Below are 23,332 nucleotides of genomic sequence, written 5' to 3' on the forward strand. Positions count from 1 at the left end.
TAAAAATGTCAGTAACAGAATTAAATATATCTCCCGTTGGTCGTGTTGAGGGCGATTTGGATGTGAAGGTCTATATTGACAACGGCAAAGTCACACGCGCCCATACGCAAGCAGCGATGTTCAGGGGTTTTGAGAAAATCATGGCAGGCAAGGATCCACAATCGGGACTCATTGTTACTCCTAGAATTTGTGGTATTTGTGGAGGGTCGCACCTATATTGTGCATCCTCGGCATTAGATACTGCTTGGGGAACAAAGCTAACCCCAAATGCTCTTTTGTTGAGAGCGATTGGTCAGGCTTCGGAAACCCTTCAAAGTATCCCAAGATGGTATTATGCGATTTTCGCCACGGATTTAGCTAATAAAAAGTATGCCGATAAACCTTTATATAAGGAAGTGGTAAAACGCTGGTCAGCCTACGTTGGGGAAACCTTTCAAATAGGATTGACCGCTAGTGGGCTTCCAGTTCAAATCTATGCCTTGTTCGGTGGTCAATGGCCACATTCGAGTTATATGGTGCCCGGTGGGGTGATGTGTGCTCCTACCTTAAAAGATATTACGCGAGCGCATGCAATATTGGCGCAATTCAAAAACGATTGGTTAGAGCCGGTCTGGTTGGGCTGCTCTATTGAGCGTTACATGGAAATTAAAACTTGGGACGATATGTTGGCCTGGGTAGAGGAGAATGAATCGCAAAAGAATAGTGATTTGGGATTATTGATTCGTGCCGGACTTGAATTCGGCTTGGATAAATTTGGTCAAGGTGTAGGGAAGTTTTTGGCAACAGGTACTTACCTCCATAAAGACCGTTATAATAATCCAACAATCGATGGTAGAAACGATGCCTTGATTCAGTCTAGTGGATTCTTTGATGGAGAAAACTATCACGAGTTCGACCATATGAAAGTAAGTGAGCATGTGAAGCATTCATGGTACAACGATCAAGAAGACGGATTACATCCTTGGGATGAGCCACTTCCCACTCCCGCTCCGTCACAAACATTGCATGATAGTAATTTTGACGGACAGTATAGCTGGGCGAAATCGCCTCGATATGATGGTCACGCAGCAGAGGCAGGGCCATTGGCAAGAGTAATCATGAATGCAAATCCTAATAACAAGGAACATCAAATTAGAGACCCGTTATTCGGCGATATAATCAAGAAGTTGGGTCCCAGCGTCTTCACAAGGGTTTTGGCCCGTGTACATGAAGCACCAAGAATCTATAAGTTCATCGAGCAATGGTTGTCAGAAATCGACCTGGATGGTGAATTCTACACTAAACCTGTTGAGAAAGACGGCAAAGGTTTTGGTGCTACTGAAGCAGCAAGGGGAGCTTTAGCTCATTGGATTGAAATTAAGGATGGTGTCATCAAAAACTATCAAGTTATGGCGCCGACAACATGGAATGTTGGCCCTCAAGATGGTAACGATAATCCTGGACCTATAGAAACTGCTCTTTTGGGGACGACTATCGAAGATCCATTAGATCCTGTTGAGGTAGGTATTGTCGCTCGCTCTTTTGACTCTTGCCTGGTTTGTACTGTACATGCCCATGATGCAAAAAGTGGTGTGGAGCTATCGCGATTTAAACTTTAACTTCTAGCACATAGTTTTAAAAAGACTTTCCTGTGGGTAACCTCGGGAAAGTTTTTACTTTAACCATAAATCTAACGAGATGAAGACTGCAATAATGGGATTTGGAAATCCGGTGCGGAGCGATGATGCAATTGGTATTTATGTCATTGAACAGTTGCGCAAAAAGCTTCCGGATTCTGAGGATATTACGATTTTTGATATGGGCACAGCAGCCTTTGAAGTGCTCTTTGGTTTAAAAGGGCATGATAGGATAATTTTGGTAGACGCAGTCTTGAATAGCAATGAACCTGTGGGAACTTTGTTTAAGGTCCCTGCGGAAGAGGTAATGAAAGCACCCCAAGATGACCCTCTGGTTTTTCTCCATGGGATGAAATGGGATCAAGCCTTATCCTATACCAAAAAGATTTTACAAGATGACTATCCAGAGGATATTCAAGTGTATTTGGTCGCTATCGAGAATACTAAACTCGAAGTTGATTTAAGTGATGTGGTAAGGGAAGCTGGCGATAAGGTCGTGCAGCACATTGTGGAAGATTTAAATCAATCGATACCCTCGTGAGTACAAAAATTGCTCTAAAATCTTCCCATATCTATTTAGATGCCGAGCTCGTTACAACAATATTCGGCGAAATCCATTTTGCTTATGTTACCTATGTGGAAGAACAGAAAAAGATTTTGATTACGCCGGTCTCCAGTCAATGGTTCGTAAAAATGTATAAATCGACCCAGTTTCTCTTGAAATCCCGTAACTTGAAGGGAGATAAAACCCTTGCGGTACGTGAGATTTTAATAGATAATGACTTAGATGCATCGGATAGGGAATTGGATTATGAAATCATCGAAAAAACGGACTTGATAAAAATCAGTGTCTAAATAGAACATGACGAAACCGAAAAACAATTGGCTTATGGATGCCGAGGTCCAATACAAGGTCACCCCGACAAAAGGGCGGTGGGAAGTTTTGCTTATATTTATCAATACCAAAGACCCTAGCCAAATTTTGATACAGCATATAGGGGATTACCGTTCAGAGCGACTTGCAGAAATTTATGGTAAACATATGCAGCAAACAGCGGCAAAAGACTCTAGGGGCACACAAAAAGTAAATAAAAATGCTTACAATATTAACAACAACTGATATCTATCAAAAAGTTCAGATGGCTATTGCTTCCGTAGACCGATTAGATGAATTGGTTTCGATAACTGAGCATGCCGACACAATCAAAGACCACAAATCCTTGGTGATAGATTCCGATGAAATTACCATTCCTTTAGATTGGTATGATTTGGAGCCACCATACGTGTTTCCGAAAACATCCCTTAGCCAAGAAAATTTACTTGCTTTGGTTTTCTATAAATTAGGAAACCATCAAAAGGCTTTTGAGTTTATTTCTGAAGAAAATCCGCTATACCATCACCTTTTGATTGCGACACATTTGCATTTCGGATACGAAATTTCCGCAGATATGGTAGATTTTTGTAGCAACACATCCCTTCATAATACCGCAATTCTCGGCTATTATGGTGTAGTTGAAAAACCTCGGGACTTCAACGAACTACAAAATGGATTTGCTAAAGCATTATCCAACGCTGAAAATGATGAGATCAAGGTATTTACCGCAAAGCACTATTTGAATTTACTCTTGGATGCAGGGGATTTAGATAAAGCTAAACAGTTAGCCGAAGAACAACTGGAAATTGCCATTTCCGATGATGCTAAAAATGCGATGTCTACCCTTTTAGCGGGAATTTTAATGGCACAATTACAGGTTCCTTATGTTCGCCAAGAATTGGATAAAATCCATAATTTACAGTTGCAGTCTATTGCTCAGTTTGAAGCTAAGGGCCTTAAAATACAGGCAGGAATGCTGTTGGTCGATGCAGCAGAAATTGCCAATTTTAAGGAAGACTTTATTGCATCCAAAGAACTTATTAATAGAGCGATTCAATATTTTAAAGAAGAAGATATTCCGGAGTTCTTAGGAGAGGCCGGATTCAAAAAAGCGATTCTATTATATACCTGGTCAAAGAATGGAAGTCCTCAATATTATAAGGCAGCCATTAATGCGTTTCAGGATGTATTGAAAGTGTTCAAGCGAGATACACATCCTCAGAAATTTGCAGATGTTCACCACAATCTGGCGTTAATTTACTCTGAAATTCCGGTAGCTGCTGATGAGAAACCAATGTGGACGGCCTTTTGTGCATCATCCTTCAAAGAAGTTCTGGCTTTTTATACAAAAGACAAGTATCCGTATGAGAATGCGATGGCAAGTCATAATTATGCGACCGCCTTAATGCATTTTCCTCCGGCAAAAATTCATGATAACCTGGATAAAGCGTCGGGACTGTTTGAGGAGGCACTTGAGGTAAGAACGGCAGAAGCATACCCCTTTGAACGTGCCCTAACCTTGTTGAATCAATTGGAATTGGGATGGCTTACACATAACGAAACTAATGAGGAGGAGTTGAAAAAATATGAAGAAATGAAGGAAAAAGCCGAGGAAGTAAAAACTTTGGTCACAGATTCAGGTATACTAGAACAAGCTGAGAAACATCTTCAAGAATTGGAAAAAGTTAAAAGTTTAATTTAGGAGCGTTATGCACGAAACATCTATCGTAAATAGCATTATTGCGACTTTAGAACAAGAGTTTGAGGCTGAGAAACTTCAAAAGATGAAAGCAATTCATCTGAAAGTTGGGATCCTTTCAAACATAGAGCCGCGTCTACTACATAATGCGTATGATGTTTATCATTTAAGGGATGGTAGATTTCAGAACGTTGCTCTGAAAATAGAGTCGACACAATTGAAAATTCAATGTGAAGTTTGCAATCATATTACAAATGTTAAAAACTATCGATTTCTTTGTGATAATTGCGGACGACCGAGTAAAAATGTGATTGAAGGCGAGGAAATGCTTATTCATAAAATAGAGTTTGAAGATTGACCTAGCCAGTTAGATATACTAAAAAGTAAGACCAAAAATGGTTAAAAATGAAAAAAGAAAATGGTAGATAAATCAACAAAGGCGGCACGAGGGACTGTGCAATGCGAGAACACCAATATCAATTTGCTTAAAGCAAATGATTTTGTAGCGGATATTATTAAAAAGGAAATGGCTAAAACCAATACTCTTTTAATCAACATAACCTCATCAGCAGGTAGTGGTAAGACCACTTTAATGCAGAAAACTGCAGAAAAACTAAAGGATAAAATAACGATGGCCGTGATGGTCGGAGATTTAGAAACGGAACGCGACGCAGAGCGTATTCGAGAGACCGGCATACATGCCCTGCAGATAGTAACGGGAGGTATTTGCCATCTGGAAGCTCAAATGGTGCATCAGGTTTTGGACCAATTCGACTTGGAAAACATCGATTTGCTCTTTATTGAAAATGTTGGCAACTTGGTTTGTCCGTCATCTTTCGATTTGGGTGAAGACTATCGCGTTACCTTAATGGCAACAACAGAAGGCGATGACAAGCCTAAAAAGTATCCTAAAATGTTTTTGACCAGCGATATGATGTTAGTTTCAAAAGCTGATTTATTGCCTTACGTTCCTTTCTCAGTAGAAGCAGTAATTAAAGATGCACGAGAGGTAAATCATGAAATTGAGGTCTTGCAAGTTTCATCAACAAACGGAGAGGGAATTGATGAATGGTGTAATTGGTTGCTGGATAAAATTGAGCGGAAGAAAGGATAATGGCTAAATGCAAAAAACCTTTGAAATTACAATTTCCGGACAAGTTCAAGGCGTGGGATTTCGACCTTTTGTGTTTAAACTTGCCAAAGAGTTTGCCGTAAAGGGTACCGTATGCAACAATCAGGATGGGGTATTAATTAACTGCAATTTATCTGCGAAAAAGGCGCAGAGGTTTTTAGAGCGTATCCTAAATGATGCTCCTGAAATTTCAGTTATTCAGTCCCATTCGATTTCTGAAATTAGCTTTCAGGAATTTAAGGATTTTAAGATAGTTCCTTCGGAGTCAAAACAGCAAGTCAATATCCCTTTAACGCCTGACATTGCCATCTGCGAGTCATGCAGAGAAGAAATTAGGGATACAACCAATCGCCGTTATGCTTATGCTTTTACCACGTGTACCAACTGCGGACCTAGATTTTCGGTGACGACCCAATTTCCTTTTGAGAGAAAAAATACCACAGTGGATGCCTTTAAAATGTGTGTTTCTTGTCAAGAGGAATACACTAATCCCGATGACAGACGATTTCATTCACAAACCAATAGCTGTGGTGACTGTGGAATTAAACTGGAACTTCAAGATTACGACGGAAAGCAATTTTATGGAGACCAGAGAATGCTCATAGAAAAAGCATCTGATTTAATCCGAAAAGGAAGCATTCTAGCACTTAAAAACACTAATGGTTATCTGCTGTGTTGCGATGCCAATAATAAAACTACCATACAACGTTTACGTGAGAAAAAGCAGCGCCCAGCAAAACCTTTTGCGTTGCTTTACCCATCTCTGGACAAAATCAAGAAAGATTTTAATCTAAGCTCTATAGAGGAAAACGCGGTTACTTCTTCGGTTGCTCCAATCGTAATTTTAAACCCGAAGGAATCTATTGATAATTTGGAAAAGGAAAGTATTGCACCAGGATTGGATCATTTAGGAGTCATGTTGCCCTCGTCGGCTTTGCTTACACTTTTGATGGATGAATTGGACATTCCAATTATTGCCACTAGCGGAAACATGCATGGTTCTCCAATTATTTCAAAAAAAATCGACGCAATTCAAAAACTAGCTGGATTGACCGATTATTTCCTCCATCATGATTTGGGAATTTCTTTCCCGCAGGATGACTCTGTATTTAGGTTCGTCGGAGAACAACAACTAACACTTCGCCGCTCTCGCGGTCTTGCTCCAAACTATCTGAATGCAAGAAAGTCAGATGATAAAATACTGGCTATGGGTGCCCATTTAAAAAGTACATTCACATTTGTTCCCAATTTTCATACCTATGTGAGTCCGTATTTTGGAAATTTGGATAGTTATGATGTTTTGGAGAGGCTTCAAGATAATCTTAAGCAGTTTATAGAATTATTTCAAACACCACCGAATGTTGTTTTGGTTGATGAGCATCCACAGTATCAAAGCAGTATTTTAGGAAGGGAACTGGCAGAAACATGGAGTGCTGAGCTTGTCTCCGTACAACACCATAAAGCCCATTTGGCAAGTGTCTTAGGAGAGCATGGTTTATTCGCGTCTGAAGAAAAAATACTTGGTGTAGTTTGGGATGGAACAGGATTGGGAGAAGATGAAATGATATGGGGAGGCGAATTTTTCACCTATCAAAATCGTGCAATGGAACGGTTCCTTTATTTTGAGTATTATGACTGGTTGGCCGCAGATAAAATGGCAAAGGAACCTCGATTATCATTATTAAGTATGCTGCCTGATGGAGAAAAACAAATCGCCGAGAAGAAATTTTCTAAAACAGAATGGAAAGTCTACCTCAAAATGTTGGAGAACAATCCCTTGAAAACATCCTCTGTAGGACGTTTGTTTGATGGGGTCGCATCCTTGTTGGGTATAATAGATGTGACTAGTTATGAAGGTGAGGCTGCAATGCTATTAGAAAATCAAGCAAAAAAGTATGTTGGAAATAATGAAGTTGATTTTTTAGAAGGGGTAGTATTTGAAAACATTCCTACAAAAACAATCATTCAAAATATTCACCAGGCTATGGTCGATGGTTTCTCAATTCCTCGACTTGCACATAGTTTTATCCACACACTAGCGCTTGTAATTTTCAAAATAGCCGCACAACATAATTTTAGTATTATTGCTTGTAGTGGAGGGGTTTTTCAAAATTCAATTCTCGTCGAAAAGCTTATAAAACTAGGTGGAGATTCAAAAATTAATATAAAATTTAATCGTATATTGTCTAGTAACGATGAGAACATTTCGTTCGGTCAGTTCTCCTATTATCAGCATATTAAAAAGTAAATTATGTGTTTAGCGATTCCAGGTAAAATCAAGAGTATTGAAATGAAGTATGATGGCAAGGTGCGCATGGCTAAAGTCTTATTTGGTGGTATAACCAAAGAGGCCAGTTTAGAAATGTTGCCGGATGCCGATATTGACGATTATGTACTGGTACACGTTGGTGTTGCCATCAGCAAAGTAGATGAAGAAGAAGCTCAAAAAACGTTTAAGTATCTGGAAGAGATTGGCGAACTGGGAGATCTTACGGATGTAGATGAATATTTGCCAAAAACCAATTAAATCGGCTACTCATGAAGTATATGTCAGAATATCGCGACCCAGAGTTAGCAAAAAAGTATTTGCAAGAAATAAAAAATACCGTTTCCAGACCTTGGTCGATTATGGAAGTTTGCGGTGGGCAAACACATAGCCTTGTGAAAAATGGTATCATTGAGATGTTACCAGATTTGGTTACAATGATTCACGGGCCTGGTTGTCCGGTTTGTGTCACCCCTTTAAATTTGATTGATAAAGCGGTGTATCTCGCCTCAGAAAAGGGTGTGATTCTTTGTTCTTTTGGAGATATGCTACGCGTACCTGGTTCCCAAAAAAGTTTGCTTGAAGCAAAAGCAGAAGGAGCCGATGTACGGATTTTATATTCCCCCTTGGAGGCTGTGAAAATTGCTGAAGACAATCCTGATAAAGAGGTTGTTTTCTTTGCTGTGGGCTTTGAAACAACCGCTCCAGCAAATGCATTATCCGTCGTTCATGCGCATCGCAGAGGTGTAAAAAATTATTCGATTTTGGCTTCCCATGTATTGGTGCCACCGGCAATAAAGGCTGTGATCGATGATGAGGAAAGTAAAATTGATGGCTTTTTAGCGGCAGGTCATGTATGCACTATAATGGGCAATACGGAATATCATCCCATATCGGCAGAATATAAAGTGCCGATTGTGGTTACCGGTTTTGAGCCTTTAGATGTTTTGCAAGGTATTTTGATGGTTATCCGTCAATTAGAGCAAAGTAAGTCAGAGGTTGAAAATCAATATGCGAGAATTGTCCGGGAAGGGGGAAACCCAGAAGCTCAGAAAGTCATCGATGAAGTTTTTGAAGTACGAAATCAAATGTGGCGAGGTATAGGGGAAATTCCTGATAGCGGCTATGCCGTTCGTGAGAAATATGCCGCGTTTGATGCTACGAAAAAATTTAGTGTCACGATTGAAGAGGCACCTGAAAACCCAGATTGTATTTCAGGACAGATTATGAAGGGAATCAAAAAGCCTTTTGAGTGCTCTCAATTTGGCAAGACATGTAAACCTACAAATCCACTTGGCGCGCCTATGGTCAGTAGTGAAGGGGCCTGTGCGGCCTACTATCATTTTTCTGGAATGGTGGAAGCTTAATCAATAAAAACCTAGCTCTGGGCAAGTTCCCATGGCACTTAAAATTAAGAACCTTGTATTTCGGGGTAAAGCTCGAATTACTTTAATTTCGATTATCGAGTAAATGTCAGAAAATAATAAAATACGCATGCAGTTGCAATGCCCCATGCCTAAACTTGACTTTGATGTGATCACATTGGGTCATGGAAGTGGCGGAGTACTAACCAACAAACTTTTAGATAGTGGTGTTTTTGATTTGCTGAAAAACGATATCCTCGACGAACGCCATGATGGTGCTTTTTTGGAATTACATGGTAAAACTGCTTTTTCTACGGATAGCTTTTTAGTATCTCCCATATTTTTCCCCGGAGGAAATATTGGAGAGTTGGCGGTAAACGGAACTGTGAATGATTTGGCGGTTTGCGGTGCTACTCCGAAGTTTCTTTCGTTAAGCTTCATTATTGAAGAAGGACTTCCGGTAAAAGAGTTTTGGGATATTCTGGTAGCGATTAAATTTGCCTGTGAAAAAGCTGGTGTACAGATTGTTACAGGTGATACCAAAGTGGTTGAAAAGGGTAAAGGCGACAAAATTTTCGTGAATACCTCGGGTATCGGACCCATTCATCCAAAAGCAAATATCCGCGTAAAAAACATTTCCGTAGGAGATAAGATTATTGTCAGCGGTAACATTGCAAACCACGGGATGGCTATCATGTCGGTTAGGGAAGGTTTGGAATTCGATTCAGAAATCAAGAGTGATACAACTAATTTAAATTATACCATACTACGATTGATTGAGCAGTATGGAGAAAGCATTCATTTGTTGACCGATCCCACTCGGGGAGGTGTTGCGACTGTATTGAAAGAAATTGCACAATCTTCTGAACTTGGTATCGACCTGATTCAACGAGATTTGCCTATGGAAGAACAGGTGGCAAGCGCATGTGAGTTATTAGGTTTAGACCCCATGTATGTTGCTAATGAAGGACTTTTTATTGCTTTCGTGTCCGAGTCAGAGGCTGATGCTGTGTTGGCCGCTTTGCATAAAGATGAAAATGGACACAATGCCCGGATTATAGGAAGTGTTGTTGCAGAACATCCGAAACAAGTAATTATGGAAAGTGCGATAGGAGGAAAGCGCGTGATCAGTATGCTTCCAGGAGAACAGTTGCCTAGAATTTGTTAATATGGATTTTGAAACGCTAGGCAAAAACGTTACTAATTCATATGTTTTTAAGGGCTCTGAACAAATGCCATTTTTAGCTCCAAGAGGGGTTTTCACCGCGAAAAATAAACTCTTTGTTTCTGATACGGGGCGCAACCGTGTTTTCATTTGGAATGAAATTCCTAAGACAGAATATCAAGAACCTGATATTGTTTTAGGCCAGATTGATGCACTAGAAACAAGTCGCAATTCTGGTGGTCCGGTAACTGCGAGTACCTTGCAATATCCCTCGGGAATATGGAGTAATGGTACTGTTGTAATTGTTGCCGATGCCTGGAATCACCGCGTACTCATCTGGCATTCATTACCAACTGAAAATGGACAACCGGCTGATGTAGTTTTGGGTCAACCCGATTTTGAATCAAATCAAACTAATGTTGGTGGTATTGCAAATGCCCCTTCTGCTCAAACCCTAAACTGGCCCTATGGTGTTTTTTCTGATGGAAGAAGTTTATGGGTAGCTGATACCGGTAATCGTAGAATACTGTACTACAGTGAAATTCCTAAGACCAGCTTCGCTCCGGCCGACGAGGTAATTGGCAAGCCTGATTTTTCGACTAGAGATTATGAAAATCATGAGCCTATTTGGCCCTATTCCGTTAAGGTAAACGCCAAAAGACAAATGATAGTAGCTGATACTCAATTTTATAGAACCCTACTGTGGAATGATGTTGACAAAGCATTTTCAAAACCCGCAGATAGTATTATTGGACAAACCGATTTCAATGCTTGTGGACAAAATCAGTTTGGCTTGTTTCCCTCTTCAAAATCCTTAAATTGGACCTATGATGCCTGCTTTTACAAAGATGGGATACTGGTAAATGATACTGGGAATAGTAGAGTATTATGGTTTGATAAAATCCCTGCGAAAAACAATCCTGAAGCAACAGCGGTCATTGGGAAACGAGATTTTAAAACAGGCAGCGACAATAAAGAAACTTTGATGGGAACTTCAAGCTCCCTGTATTGGCCTTTTTCAATAACCACCCAAGAAAATAAACTAATCATTGCAGATACGGGAAATCATCGGGTAGTGATAACGGATTTAAAGCTCTAAAAACTAAGATACAGCCAGTAGACACCTATACCAATTGCGAAAACTCCTCCCGATAAGCGTATCATTTTAAAAAGGGATTTACTGTTTTGTTTTTTGGAGTACTTCGCTAATTGTCCAAGTAAGAATGTGTAAATCGTCATAGCCAATACTGTGCCCATTCCGAAGCCAATGATATACTGAATACTATCAAATTTATTTTCAAATCCCAATACGGGAAGGAGTAAAATAAAATGTGCTATTCCTGCGAGTCCATGTAAAACGCCTATCCCAAAAGATGACCATTGATTCTGTTTCATCTTTTTATTATGAGCGTGACTATGGTTTGGCTGATTTTTATCATGTTCATGCTCATGTATATGAATATAGGGCTCTTCCGCGTCATGCACATGCGGATGTTTGTGGTTTTTTCTTTTGCTGAAAACACTGTATAATGCCCAGAGTCCTACGATAATTAGAACGGCGCCAACTAGCTGTTCACTATGTTCCGATATTTTCTCTATTGGAATGTATTGCCGAAATAGAAGAAAAAGCAACCCGATCAAAAGCATTCCGGTCAGATGTCCAAAACCCCAAAATAAACCTATTTTCCAGACTTTTCGTCTCGTTTCAATCGCTAAAGGGGTAACCGCAGCCAAATGATCTGGCCCTGAAACCACATGCAATATTGAAGCCGCAATACCGGCAAGTAAAGGAAAGCTCATCATTCAATTTACAAAAGAACAATGTAGTGAAATTTCTTGTCAAAATTGTTTCTGATATGCGTTTCAATTCGCTTTACGTTGTTACAACATATACATTTCATTATTTAGCGCTGCATAGTGAAAATCCTAGGCCGTTATAAATTATAATTATGGTCCTATTAATCGGCCGAATAATAAGACAGTTTGCCTACACTTTAGAACCTGGTAATCAAAAGTCTCAATTGCGGTCTCATTTAGTAGTCCCCTTAATTTACCTTTTAAGGAACACTAAAAATCAACTAAAAGTTACTCTTAATTCCGAAGAACTTTGATTAATAGGTTCAGCATAAATTGATCTGCCCCATTCTTCAATACCAAAAAAAGCCAAGTCAGGATGGTCATATAAGGCATCAAATTCTTCTTCAATTTTCCAAACAGCTTCCGTATCCGTTACTCGAATTCTAGTTTCATAGTTGTATTTGGTACCGCTCTCCGTAAAGTTCAACGAACCCAAATATGCCGTATGGCCATCGATGATATAGATTTTACCATGGATAAACATATCGTTGATTTGATAAGAATCCGGGGCAACGAAAACCTTAAATGGAAAAAGCGATGAATAGGTGTACGAGTAAATTTTGATAAGCTTAGTTTTTCTCCTCGCATATCTGGAGCACAAAAAAAGGAGGAAAGCAAAGCCTAACCCATAGATATAAGTTGAATCGTACGATGTTAATATTAGTACAAGTAGGAGTAGGGCTAATGCAATACTGCCAGCCATCAATATCTTTTGAGTTAGGAACCATCTTTTTCTCACCTGGTTGGCCTCCTCATCCAAATGCCGGTTCTGAACCACCAACGGTTGAATACTCCTTTCCTGGCGATAGCTTCTACTGTCAAATTTATCGGAAGTTATCAAGGTGACCTTTATCCCTTTTTTATGTAACCAAACCAATTCGTCGACCATTTTTGGGGATAGGTAGGGTGAGGATATTTTCACGGAACGTTGGGCGTTTCCGATTTCCTTTAGCAACTTGGTACCGGCTCCGGTACCCATATAAATATCACATTTTGCCTGATTGAACCACACGATTTAGGGATTGGGATAACCATTAAATATACGAAATTTCAGCATCAAAATGAACCAAATTTCATCTTGATTGGATGTCGTTAGGTCCAATTCGCATCATGAAAATAGCCTTCGAACCTCAAGATGTATACGTTGAAAATTGGCGCGAATCTCAGGATGGTTTTGGGCAAAGACCGGCTTTGGGAGTTCTCGTTGTATGTCAGGCCTTTCAAACTTGACCCGCTTGTCCTTGCCATCGGTAAAGGCTATAAATTCCCCGCGTTTCAATCGGAAGAAAACATCTGCGCGAATCTTGCTTACATCCTTTTCCCCTTTGGTAATCCGTGCATCGAAATTCCAATTGCTGCTCTTACTGACACTTCGGGTGGGCTGTTTGATGATTTCAAAAAAGCGTTCATAGTATTTTGCCGTGTCGGGGTCGTTGGCCTTCCCGAAGAACTGGTAGGAGAGATTGCTCAATATGGCTTTACTGGCCTTGTCCCCGTACATAAGATCGTTTTGAATCTTATCCTGGAGTACGTAAACCGTTGCAATATCATAGCTCCTTAAGGTAGCCGGAATCCGTTGCATGTTCAACAATCGAAAAGTGGATGCTTCCTCCGCAAGGAAGAAGGAAGATAGCCGATTACGAATGCTCATTTGTTTGGTAATGGTATGAATAATTGTAGCGATAACAGGGGAATAGGCCGTATCGAACTTTGGATTGTTTACAACGGAGATTAAGGATGGATGCTTGGGATTATTTATATCCAAAGGAATTTCATCAGCCGAAAGGGTCATAAAGATACGCGGTGTACTGATTTTCTTGAGGGCGTTCGCCAAGGTACTCATTACCCCGGCCGTTTGCCGTTCGGAATCGATTCCGGAAATAAATGCATCCGCCATGGCTTTTGAAGTAAAGTCCGAACTAAGAAAGGAAACGAGCTGTTCTGTATCCAGATATTGGTAGGTCGCGATCAGATGGGGCAAGGTGCAATAATCGGGATGTGCCGTTTTAAGCTTCCATATCAATCCGCCCAAAAGTCCTTCAACCGCATCGTTGAAAAACTTGGAAGATCCCGAGGCTACCGATTCTTTTTGTTCCAATAGGTTCTCCAAGAGCACACGGGATATTTCATTGACGCTTTCCTCATCTTCCATGTAACGTGGCGCAATGGGATTGACCCGTTCATAGATATCATCAAAGGAAACTATGTGTAAAGGAACTTTTGGATTCTGGAAGAGGGGATACGCCATTTCGGTAATCTCAAAATGTTTATAGTCGTGAATTACCCCACAGAATCCATACTTGTTGAAATGTTTGAGAAAACTGAAGACAACGGATTCCGTTTTACCGCTTCCTGCTGATCCAATGATGGAAACACCCCTACGGATGTTTTTCATATTCAGCACCCCGTTTCTAAGCCGAAACTTGGCCTGATATTTTTTGGGCATGTTGGTCACATCACTTTCAATTAAGGCCGCATGACAAACCATACTGATGGCGTACAAAGGCAGAATCCATTTGAAGCAAAAAAACAGACAGTATTGAAAGCTACTTTCAAAACAACCCACAAAACCCAAGTACAAAAATATCACGGCAAGACTGATAAAGGCATGGCGGTAATAGCGATGCACAAGGAGTATCAATCCAGAAGCGGAAACGTAATATAGGAGAATGACCGAAAGCATTTGCATATTTTGTTAGATTCCTATAGAACTGGATGACCGGGCCAAGTCCATGGCCTTCTTGAACTGTTTGATTGTCTTAAGCGCCATTTGGACTTTATTCGTAGGAATGTTCACCTGGGGGACCCTTACCCCGGCTTTGCCCAAAATTTTAAATGCTGCGCTGCGTTCGTTCGTGGGAAGTCCAAGTAGGTAGGCAAAATAGTGATGGGGGTCTTTGAGATAGGATTTTCTGGCCTCGTAGGTTTCCACAAAATTGCGTTTGTAGTTGAATAGGGTATCAAAGGTCTTTTCGGCCCTTTTGTAAAATAGATCACGGTTGAAACCGCGCTTGACCATCTTACCGTTCAACTTGCTTTCCGACCCCATGTATTTGCTTCCTGGGGATAGGCTATACCGATTGCTGGCATCCTTTCGGCTTACGATAATATGCACGTGAGTTTGGAAACCTGGTTTTTTCATGCCCTGTTCAATGGGCTTTCCTTCCAATTTATGGGGAATTTCAGAATTCAGTTTTGCTATTTTTTTTTGCATGGCCGCAACATTGCCCGTGAGTTCGCCCCGCTCCACTTTACGAATGTCATTTTCAAGCCTAACGATTTGTGCCCGGTAGGGTTGATTTTCTCGGATTTCGCGGTCAAAACCTTTAAAGGTTCGCCCGTGTTCAATTTTCGCAAAGTATTTGATGTCGTCTACGGTAACAGGTTGGTCCCTGTGAAAGGAAGCCGCATAATCCTTCATGACTTCCCTTACATATTTTTTAAGTAGTTCAGGGTCGTTATCAATCGCCTTGAGTTCACTTTGACTCGGATTGATGGTCAGGGAATAAAATTTGGGTTCGACCTTCTTAAGCTTGGCGGTATTCCCATCGATTTCTTTGATGACCTGTTCCGGAGGAATTTCGTCAGTCGTCTGATTAAAAAAAGGTTCTTGCATTTCAGGTAAGACACCTTCATTTTCCTTTTCCAAATAATCCACGAAATCGGAAGAACTCTGTGAGAAATTGTTGTTCAAATGTTGTTTTGTAATACTGATGTACATGGCTCAGATTGTTTTAAGTGATTCTTTTAATTGAGTATAATCTTCCAGCTTCATATTCAAATACAATTTTGATTTGCCGAAACTTGATTTAGTTACTTCAATCTTCTCTAAGGTTTCCATAAACTGTTGCTGCAGCTGTTCGAGATTTTGCTTCATTACGGTATTCTCTTTCTGCAGTTCAATGGTCTCAAAAGCCGATTTAAAGAAAGCATCATCCTTAACGGGCGCATCTCGTTTGTTGGATGATGGGGATTTTTGCTGCTTGTTCTGTTGAGGAGCATGCTCGAAGAGTAGTTCCATCATGGCCTTGGTAGGCGTTATTCCTCGGTTGTCCATTTCCTTCATGATCGCTGCCATGGCGTTGAATCTTTTTTTAATGAGGTTCTCCAAGGTTCTGGCGGTGGGCCCAAAACGTTCCAAGGGTGAAATTTCATTGTAATGAAAAAAATCAAGCATGGTTTGTAGTGCTTCGGTATGGGTTTTAAAGAACTTTCTGGAAAACTCTTGAAACTTCAGTGCGGTCGCCTTTTTGAAACGTATGTTGCTAAATGTTTTCAATCCTATCGATACTTTTTATTTCAATTTGCCGCAAATTCTTGCCTGTTTATGGGCATTTCGAGACGATTTGACGCAAAAATCAGGAAGCCCAATCCCGATTCTCCTTCAGATTTTAGTATAACTAATTGATAGGCAAGCTATTGAAATGAATCAAACGCTTGTAACGCCGCGCCAGCGTGTTACCCTCTTGCTCTTCCCCCTTAGTTTAGCGAACACGCTTTATTTAGGGATTATTTATATGTTAGTGAGTTTCTGTAATTGTTAACTTTCTATCGGGGAATACTCCCCATAATAATAAACTGTGACCAAACTGATAGGGGCGAATTATACGCTATTCAAAGCTTCGGGCTTATACTTTATTTGATAAAAGCCCTTGTCAGTTATCTCCGGACCGGCATCAGATGGAAATTCAGGTTTTTAGACCTATTATCAGGGGTTCGATGGTTATCTGGATACTGGTCATTTATCTAAAATCTTATCTATTATGAACAGACAAAACTTTTGCTACTTTATCGGTATTGACATATCGAAAAAGTTCTTTGACGTCGCTATCATCGAAAATGACAGGACTGCCTCTTATGTGTTTGAAAATACCAAAAAGGGGACTAACGCCTTTATTAGACTTCTTAAAAATCAGAAAATTTCTTTGGACAACACGCTGATATGCATGGAACATACTGGGGTGTACGGAAAGCTTATTATTACCAAGCTCGTTGAAAAACAAGCACACTTTTGCGTTGAGATGCCTATAAAGATCACCAAGAGCATTGGTCTTCACCGAGGTAAAAACGATAGAGTTGATGCTAAAAGAATAGCCTTTTATGCATCCAAAAATTACCGAGAACTGGAACTTTATAAACCTATAGCTGAAGTTCTTGAAAAAATGAAAATTCTGCTTAAGATTAGAAAAAAGCTCGTCAACACTAGAGCTGACATCAATAAATATCCCAATGAACTTGAGCGTTTCTCTCCCGAAATTGGGAAACTTGCCAGGAAAAACCTGAAAAGGATCAACAAAAACCTTGAGGATGAAATCAAACGTATTGAAGCTGAAATTAAAAAACTGATTCTTTCTGACGACAAACTTAACAAAACGGTTGGCTTGGTGACTTCGGTAACTGGGATTGGTCAGATTACCGCACTTCACCTTACCGTATTCACAAACTTCTTTACGCGCTATGACAACCCGAAACAACTGGCTTGCTACAGCGGTGTAGTGCCTTTTGAATATACCTCTGGGTCGAGTATCCATAGAAAATCCAGAATACATCCTATGGCTAACAGAACGCTTAAAAAACACTTGCATATGAGTGCCTTGGCGGCTATCAATCATGATCCCGATATCAGAGCATATTTTCTCAGAAAAGTTGAAGAAGGAAAAAATAAAATGCTCATCGTTAACAACGTTAGGAACAAGCTTGTGCATAGGGTATGCGCCGTCATTAAAAGGCAGCAACCTTATGTCAAAAATATAGCTTGAAACTTTTGCCATTTTTTCTTGGTTTTAACATGGAAATCTTTTTACTCCGCAGGAGAAAAATCCAGCCTTCATCCCAAATTAGTTTGCAGTTCGTAAGGCGGATTTCATATTCAAAATTTTAAGAGTTTATGATGATGACTTTTAAGGAATTTTCAGGTTTGGGATATAAATGATGGGAATACTAAAATGAAAAAGGCAACCGAAAAGGCTGCCTTGTATTAATCTAAATGGTGTTATTTTAGATGGTAAACTTGAATTTGTGGTTATAGAGGTTTTTAATGGCTTCTTCTTCCAAAAGCGAATCGTAGTCCAGGTAGTTTTCGTCGGCATACTTTTTCAAGTCCTCACCGAATTTGTGTTCTACCTCGTGCTTGGATTGTTGCATGAGCTTTTCTTGTGTTTCAAGGTCTAGATTATTGAAATTTAGACGAAAAGGAATATCAATATGTATATCCATGGTCTTCTAATTTTTCATTAACCCATTATCCCTAAAACTAAAATAGTTGCCATCAGGAAGGATGATTAGATGGTCCAAAACCCGAATGTCAAAAAGTTCGGCAGCCTTTTCTATTTTTTTGGTCAATGCGATATCGGCACCACTTGCTTTGTTCGTTCCAGATGGATGATTGTGCGCCAAAATAATAGCCGTAGAAAGGGTTTTGAGTACGACCGCAAAGAGTATTCTCAAATCTACCAATGTGCCGGTCAATCCGCCGGTGGAGGCTTGAAAGGTGCCTTTGACCTTATTGGCATTATTAAGTAATAACACTTTAAAGGTTTCATGAAGTCCGATAGTGTTTTTATCCCATGTTTGATTTAATAATTCGGCAACCCTATCGGAGGAGTTCGCAGGTTCTGAATTGAGTACCCCTAATTTTTCGCAATAGCTTATTTGAATTTCATTAACTTCGTTTCTCATTGTTTTATTATTAAGATTAGACGATGAAAAAGAGGGCGTAACTTTCCACGGTGTCGCCCTCTTTGTTTTAAATTTTACTTATCGGTCTTACTACCCAATAGAAGAATTTCGTCGGCCACTACTTCCGTAACCCTTCTTTCGTTGCCTTCTTTGGGTTCGGTATAGGTTCTGCTTTTGAGTTTGCCGACTACGGCCACTTGCTTGCCTTTGTGTGCATATTTTTCTATGATTTCAGCGGTCTTGCCCCAAGCTACGACCGTATGCCAGTCCGTTAGCTGTTGCTTTTCTCCTTTTCGGTCTTTGTAGGTTTCATTGGTGGCCAATGAGAATCGAGCCACTTTTTTACCACCGTCTAGTTCGGTTACTTTAGGGTCATCCCCGATGTTCCCTAACAGATGCACATAATTTTTGATACTACTCATAATTGAAAAATTTAGAATTAATTATTACGCCTGTCCGAACCTTTCGAACAGCTTTTAAAGTCGATTTACTTATTACACCTAGAGCGTTTTCCTTTTTGTTGTTTTTTAACTTTTGTTCTGCTTCATATTTGAGGATTTGATATGATTTCATGGTTTCCGGTTTTGATTTACTTCCCACAGAGCCGTCGCTGTTACCTTTTTTGTTGCTTATTGGGTTACAATATTCAGGCTTGGTAAGACGTATAAATAAGTGGGGCAGGGGCCCCCTGGTTTATGCCGTCGTGCAAGAATGAATGTTGTTTTTTCGCCGTCAAAAAAGGGAAATGGTGGCGGTTCGGGCAGGGGGTCAAAACCCAAGATTGTGAAATTTCAATAGCCTGTTGATGCGGAATAAAACACTAAATATCAATTTGAGTTCAAGCGGACTTAATTCACGGTTTTGGCATATAATGAAGCGTTCCTTCCTAGTCCCGATAGCTATCGGGACGGGAAGGGTTAGCGGAATGGAAAGTCAAAAGCGGGGATTGTGTCCAAGAATTGTGGGACGAAGCGTATTGCCCAGAATGGAGAGCAACGGAATGGAGTGGGAATGGGCTGAGGATTAGTAGTTAAGAGCTTGTGATTTTTTTTAAAAACTAATATAATTTTAAACCTTTCCAAAAAATAAGAATTCTTATATTTGACAGAATCGTCCAAATAAAATATACAAAATGAATTCTTTTGGAGAGTATTTAAGAAAAAGAAGAGAAGAGCTTGGTCTTCCATTGCGGAAAATTGCAGCTGAACTTGATATCGACACTTCCATTCTAAGTAAGATAGAAAGAAACGAAAGGACTGCTTCGAAAGAAATGATTTCTATACTGGCGTCATCTCTTGAATTAGAAATAAAAGAAGTAGAAGTTGAATTTATTAAATCTACAATCTTAAGTGAATTGGGTGATTTGACATTTATTAAAGCTGGGTTAGAAAAAACCCTAAAATCACTCTAATAGCACTTGACTTTATGAGCGAAATAAAAAATAACATAGACCAAACAGACTTGACATTCTTCACAAATGAAGATGGCCACAGTTTATTAAGCCGTTTCAAATCGACTCTCAAGGACACTCAACTATTTGATGTACTCGTAGGCTACTTCCGTGCAAGTGGCTTTTACCAATTGTACGAATCACTTGAGCCAGTTGAAAAAATAAGAATTCTCGTTGGTTTAAGTGTAGACCGAGATTCGTACGACATTATGCAATATCATCAAGAAATTGGTGCTATTGATTTCGAATCTCACCAAAGGACAAAAAAGAAATATCGAGAAAATCTTAAGTCTGAAATAGAGACTACCCAGGAAAATGACAATAAATTAGAAATTGGGATTAGAAAGTTTATAGAGTTTCTACAGGCCGATTGTTTGGATCCAGAAATGGACAAAGCATATAACGGAAATGGAAAGAAACTTGAAATCAGGGCTTATCCGTCAAAGAATATTCATGCCAAGGTTTACATAGGTAAGTTTAAGCCAGAAGATAGGGACTATGGATTTGTAATTACTGGCTCCAGCAATTTCTCTGAGTCAGGATTCATTGCTAACCGGGAATTCAACGTTGAACTCAGATCCAAGAGAGATGTTCTTTTTGCCGAAGACCAATTCAATACATTATGGAAAGAATCTGTTGATATTTCGGAGGATTTTATTGATACTATCACCACCAAAACTTGGTTGAACGATCAAATTCTTCCCTATGAACTTTACCTTAAACTTATCTATGAATATTTAGAGGAAGATATTAATCTAGAAGATCAATTCGAACCATTCCTTCCGGAAGGATTTATGAAATTGAAATACCAGAACCAAGCAGCAATTCAAGCAAAAAAAATTCTAGAAACCTACAACGGAGTGTTTCTTGCTGATGTAGTAGGACTAGGTAAAACATTTATAACTGCACTTCTTTTACAGCAACTAAGAGGTAGAACTTTAGTAGTATGTCCTCCTGTTTTAAAAGAGTATTGGAAGGATTCTTTGTTTGATTTTGGAATTAGAAGTTTCGAAGTTGAATCTCTAGGTAAACTAGAATATATTATTAAAAAAGGTCTTGAAAAATACGATTATATTGTAGTGGATGAAGCGCATCGTTTTAGAAATGAAAATACGCAATCCTATGCCAATCTATTAGACATATGTAGAGGGAAAAAAGTCATTCTTGTGACAGCAACCCCTCTCAACAACAAAGTAGATGACATATTTGCTCAACTGAAACTATTTCAAGCTCCAAAAAACTCGACTATTCCTGGGGTACCAAATCTTGAAAAATTTTTTGCAAGTCTTAGAACCAAACTAGCAAAACTTGAAAAAGATGATCCAGAATATAAAAAGTTAATTAAAGAGGTTTCAGAGGATATTCGAAATGGCATCCTACGTTACGTAATGGTTAGAAGAACACGTTCTGATGTTATGACCTACTTTCAAGGGGATATGAAAAAACAAGGATTAACCTTTCCTGACTTGGATAATCCTCAAAAAATAGTATACGAATATGAAGGAGAATTAGAGGAAATTTTTAAAAAAACAATTCTTAAACTACATCAATTCACGTATTCTCGTTATACTCCTTTACTCTATTATATTGGTAATAAAACGTTGAGTGAATTTGAAAAGCAACAACAACGAAATGTTGGGGGCTTTATGAAAGGAATCTTAGTAAAAAGACTTGAAAGTAGTTTCTATGCATTCCGCCAAAGTGTTGACCGTTTCATTATATCCTATGAAAAGTTCATCGAGATGTATCATGCAGGCACCATTTATATTAGTAAAAAGGTAGATGTTTACGATTTAATTGAAAGTGATAATATTGAGAAATTGGAAGGTTTTGTGGATGACGAAAAGGCGCACAAATACGATTCTAAAGACTTCAAAAAAGAATTTGTTGCCAAACTTGAATTCGATTTAGAGATATTAAGAAGCGTTCAAAAACTATGGAAAAAAGTCGACTCGGATCCTAAGTTAGAGCAGTTTATTCACGATTTAAAAAACACAACGGCACTTAAAAGTAATAAGCTGGTGGTGTTTACGGAATCCAAAGAAACGGGAGATTATATTTATGAAGCACTAATAAAGGAATTCCCGAATCAGGTGATGTTTTATTCAAGTAAAGGTGGTCGTCATTCAAATGACACCCTTACTTCCAACCATGTCATTTCTAGAGATTTGATTACAGCAAATTATGACCCTAACAGGAAAGCTAAAGAGCAGTCCAAAGATCTAAAAATATTGATTGCGACAGATGTATTAGCGGAAGGTATTAACCTTCATCGTTCCAATGTTTTGGTTAATTATGATTTACCTTGGAACCCAACTCGTGTTTTACAAAGAGCAGGGCGTGTGAATCGTCTGGGCAGTAAATTTTCAAAAGTTCACATATTCAACTTCTTTCCTACTACGCAATCGGACGAGCACTTAGGTCTTGAAGTGAACATTACCAATAAAATTCAAATGTTCCATGATATTCTTGGTGAAGATGCCAAATATTTGAGTGACGGAGAAGAATTTGGAAGCCAAGAATTGTTCAACACTTTGAACAGCAAAAAGGCCTATACCGGAGAAGATGGAGAAGGCGATTCTGAATTGAAGTATTTAGAACTAATGCGAAAAATACGGGATGATAATCCTGATCTTTTCGAAAAGATTAAAAACTTGCCTAAAAAGGCTCGTTCAGGATTTAAAAAAGAAATCATAGAAACAGATCGTTTAGTGACTTTCTTTAGAATCGGTAAACTCAAAAAATTCTATTTAAACCAAGAAGGCAAAGCAAGTGAAGTTACCTTCTTTGATGCGGTGCATGAATTGGAGTGCGATCCAAAAACCAAACGTGCTCAAATCCCCAATGATTATTATCATTATCTGCAAACCAATAAAACTCGTTTTGAACTGGATACGACTATTGGTGATGAACCAACTAAAGGCTCAGGTGGTCGCTCAAATGCCAAATACATAGAAACTCGTTTGAAAGACCGCTCATTTAAAAACTTCAAAGGCTTTACAGATACTGATGATGAGTTCATCAATGGCGTAAAAGAAATGCTTTTGCAGGGCACGATTGCAAAAAAAACAGCTCAATTGATCAAGAAGGAATTGGAGAAAACATTAGACCCAATTGTTACACTTAACATTTTGAGAAAACATATTCGTTTAGTTGCCATTGAAGGCAATAACAACGCCAAGAAATTTCAGAAAAGAGAAGTCATTCTCTCTGGCTACATTATTAAATAGA

General features: G+C 39.2%; 23 protein-coding genes. 15 read left to right on the forward strand and 8 right to left on the reverse strand.

From position 1 onward, the window contains the following. Nucleotides 1-5: 5 nt before the first annotated feature. From GYM62_RS03405 to GYM62_RS03460, 12 genes are all read left to right on the forward strand, one after another. Nucleotides 6-1,598, forward strand: coding sequence for a nickel-dependent hydrogenase large subunit (locus GYM62_RS03405; RefSeq protein WP_219958300.1), 1,593 nt, complete (start codon nt 6-8; stop codon nt 1,596-1,598). A gap of 79 nt (nt 1,599-1,677) precedes the next feature. Beyond that, nucleotides 1,678-2,157 (forward strand): hydrogenase maturation protease, encoded by a 480-nt coding sequence (locus tag GYM62_RS03410; protein WP_219958301.1) that lies wholly within the window; start codon nt 1,678-1,680, stop codon nt 2,155-2,157. Continuing rightward, nucleotides 2,154-2,471, forward strand: coding sequence for a hypothetical protein (locus GYM62_RS03415; RefSeq protein WP_219958302.1), 318 nt, complete (start codon nt 2,154-2,156; stop codon nt 2,469-2,471). The genes GYM62_RS03410 and GYM62_RS03415 overlap by 4 nt, the downstream gene beginning before the upstream one ends. 34 nt (nt 2,472-2,505) lie before the next feature. Then, a complete protein-coding gene (locus GYM62_RS03420; RefSeq protein ID WP_219958303.1) occupies nt 2,506-2,736 on the forward strand; it encodes a hypothetical protein in 231 nt (76 codons plus the stop codon). Then, a complete protein-coding gene (locus GYM62_RS03425; RefSeq protein ID WP_219958304.1) occupies nt 2,711-4,192 on the forward strand; it encodes a hypothetical protein in 1,482 nt (493 codons plus the stop codon). Before GYM62_RS03420 ends, GYM62_RS03425 begins: the two co-directional genes overlap by 26 nt. Before the next feature lie 7 nt (nt 4,193-4,199). Beyond that, on the forward strand, nt 4,200-4,547 hold the full coding sequence (locus GYM62_RS03430; protein ID WP_219958305.1) for a hydrogenase maturation nickel metallochaperone HypA: 348 nt from the start codon (nt 4,200-4,202) through the stop codon (nt 4,545-4,547). Nucleotides 4,548-4,607: 60 nt separating this feature from the next. After that, a complete protein-coding gene (hypB, locus tag GYM62_RS03435; RefSeq protein ID WP_219958306.1) occupies nt 4,608-5,303 on the forward strand; it encodes a hydrogenase nickel incorporation protein HypB in 696 nt (231 codons plus the stop codon). Between the two features lie 7 nt (nt 5,304-5,310). Then, nucleotides 5,311-7,569, forward strand: a complete 2,259-nt coding sequence (hypF, locus tag GYM62_RS03440; protein ID WP_219958307.1) for a carbamoyltransferase HypF — start codon at nt 5,311-5,313, stop codon at nt 7,567-7,569. Between the two features lie 3 nt (nt 7,570-7,572). After that, nucleotides 7,573-7,848 (forward strand): HypC/HybG/HupF family hydrogenase formation chaperone, encoded by a 276-nt coding sequence (locus GYM62_RS03445; RefSeq protein ID WP_219958308.1) that lies wholly within the window; start codon nt 7,573-7,575, stop codon nt 7,846-7,848. An 11-nt stretch (nt 7,849-7,859) separates the two neighbouring features. After that, nucleotides 7,860-8,954 (forward strand): hydrogenase formation protein HypD, encoded by a 1,095-nt coding sequence (gene hypD, locus GYM62_RS03450; RefSeq protein WP_219958309.1) that lies wholly within the window; start codon nt 7,860-7,862, stop codon nt 8,952-8,954. A gap of 103 nt (nt 8,955-9,057) precedes the next feature. Further along, complete coding sequence (gene hypE, locus GYM62_RS03455) at nt 9,058-10,119, forward strand: hydrogenase expression/formation protein HypE (RefSeq protein ID WP_255590526.1); 1,062 nt, start codon at nt 9,058-9,060, stop codon at nt 10,117-10,119. 1 nt (nt 10,120) lies between these two features. Further along, nucleotides 10,121-11,215, forward strand: a complete 1,095-nt coding sequence (locus GYM62_RS03460; protein ID WP_219958310.1) for a hypothetical protein — start codon at nt 10,121-10,123, stop codon at nt 11,213-11,215. On the opposite strand, the gene GYM62_RS03465 is transcribed toward GYM62_RS03460, so the two are convergent. From GYM62_RS03465 to GYM62_RS03485, 5 genes are all read right to left on the reverse strand, one after another. Continuing rightward, nucleotides 11,212-11,919 carry a sulfite exporter TauE/SafE family protein gene (locus GYM62_RS03465; protein ID WP_219958311.1) on the reverse strand — a complete coding sequence of 236 codons (708 nt, stop codon included), beginning with the start codon at nt 11,917-11,919 and terminating at the stop codon, nt 11,212-11,214. The two genes, GYM62_RS03460 and GYM62_RS03465, sit on opposite strands and share 4 nt — an antisense overlap. Nucleotides 11,920-12,190: 271 nt before the next feature. Next, complete coding sequence (locus GYM62_RS03470) at nt 12,191-12,985, reverse strand: phospholipase D family protein (RefSeq protein WP_219958312.1); 795 nt, start codon at nt 12,983-12,985, stop codon at nt 12,191-12,193. 96 nt (nt 12,986-13,081) lie between these two features. Further along, nucleotides 13,082-14,662: a type IV secretory system conjugative DNA transfer family protein gene (locus GYM62_RS03475; protein ID WP_219958313.1), complete on the reverse strand. Its 1,581-nt coding sequence runs from the start codon at nt 14,660-14,662 to the stop codon at nt 13,082-13,084. 6 nt (nt 14,663-14,668) lie between these two features. Beyond that, nucleotides 14,669-15,694, reverse strand: coding sequence for a MobB family relaxase (mobB, locus tag GYM62_RS03480; protein ID WP_219958314.1), 1,026 nt, complete (start codon nt 15,692-15,694; stop codon nt 14,669-14,671). A 3-nt stretch (nt 15,695-15,697) separates the two neighbouring features. Next, a complete protein-coding gene (locus GYM62_RS03485) occupies nt 15,698-16,252 on the reverse strand; it encodes a BfmA/BtgA family mobilization protein (RefSeq protein ID WP_286935374.1) in 555 nt (184 codons plus the stop codon). A 484-nt stretch (nt 16,253-16,736) separates the two neighbouring features. On the opposite strand from GYM62_RS03485, the gene GYM62_RS03490 reads away from it, so the two are divergent. Beyond that, a complete protein-coding gene (locus GYM62_RS03490; RefSeq protein WP_219958316.1) occupies nt 16,737-17,732 on the forward strand; it encodes an IS110 family transposase in 996 nt (331 codons plus the stop codon). 238 nt (nt 17,733-17,970) lie between these two features. Here GYM62_RS03490 and GYM62_RS03495 read toward each other — a convergent pair whose 3' ends face one another. From GYM62_RS03495 to GYM62_RS03505, 3 genes are all read right to left on the reverse strand, one after another. Next, on the reverse strand, nt 17,971-18,189 hold the full coding sequence (locus GYM62_RS03495) for a hypothetical protein (protein ID WP_219958317.1): 219 nt from the start codon (nt 18,187-18,189) through the stop codon (nt 17,971-17,973). A gap of 6 nt (nt 18,190-18,195) precedes the next feature. Continuing rightward, nucleotides 18,196-18,651, reverse strand: a complete 456-nt coding sequence (locus GYM62_RS03500) for a RadC family protein (protein WP_219958318.1) — start codon at nt 18,649-18,651, stop codon at nt 18,196-18,198. A gap of 74 nt (nt 18,652-18,725) precedes the next feature. Next, entirely contained in the window at nt 18,726-19,073 is a 348-nt protein-coding gene (locus GYM62_RS03505; RefSeq protein WP_219958319.1) for a single-stranded DNA-binding protein, read from the reverse strand. A 710-nt stretch (nt 19,074-19,783) separates the two neighbouring features. Between GYM62_RS03505 and GYM62_RS03510 the strand changes: the two genes are divergently transcribed. Beyond that, complete coding sequence (locus GYM62_RS03510; RefSeq protein WP_219958320.1) at nt 19,784-20,062, forward strand: helix-turn-helix domain-containing protein; 279 nt, start codon at nt 19,784-19,786, stop codon at nt 20,060-20,062. A gap of 14 nt (nt 20,063-20,076) precedes the next feature. Further along, complete coding sequence (locus GYM62_RS03515) at nt 20,077-23,331, forward strand: SNF2-related protein (RefSeq protein ID WP_219958321.1); 3,255 nt, start codon at nt 20,077-20,079, stop codon at nt 23,329-23,331. The last annotated feature ends 1 nt before the right edge of the window (nt 23,332 follow it).

The organism is Algoriphagus sp. NBT04N3 (genome assembly GCF_019443765.1).
Classification (GTDB): Bacteria; Bacteroidota; Bacteroidia; order Cytophagales; family Cyclobacteriaceae; genus Algoriphagus; species Algoriphagus ornithinivorans.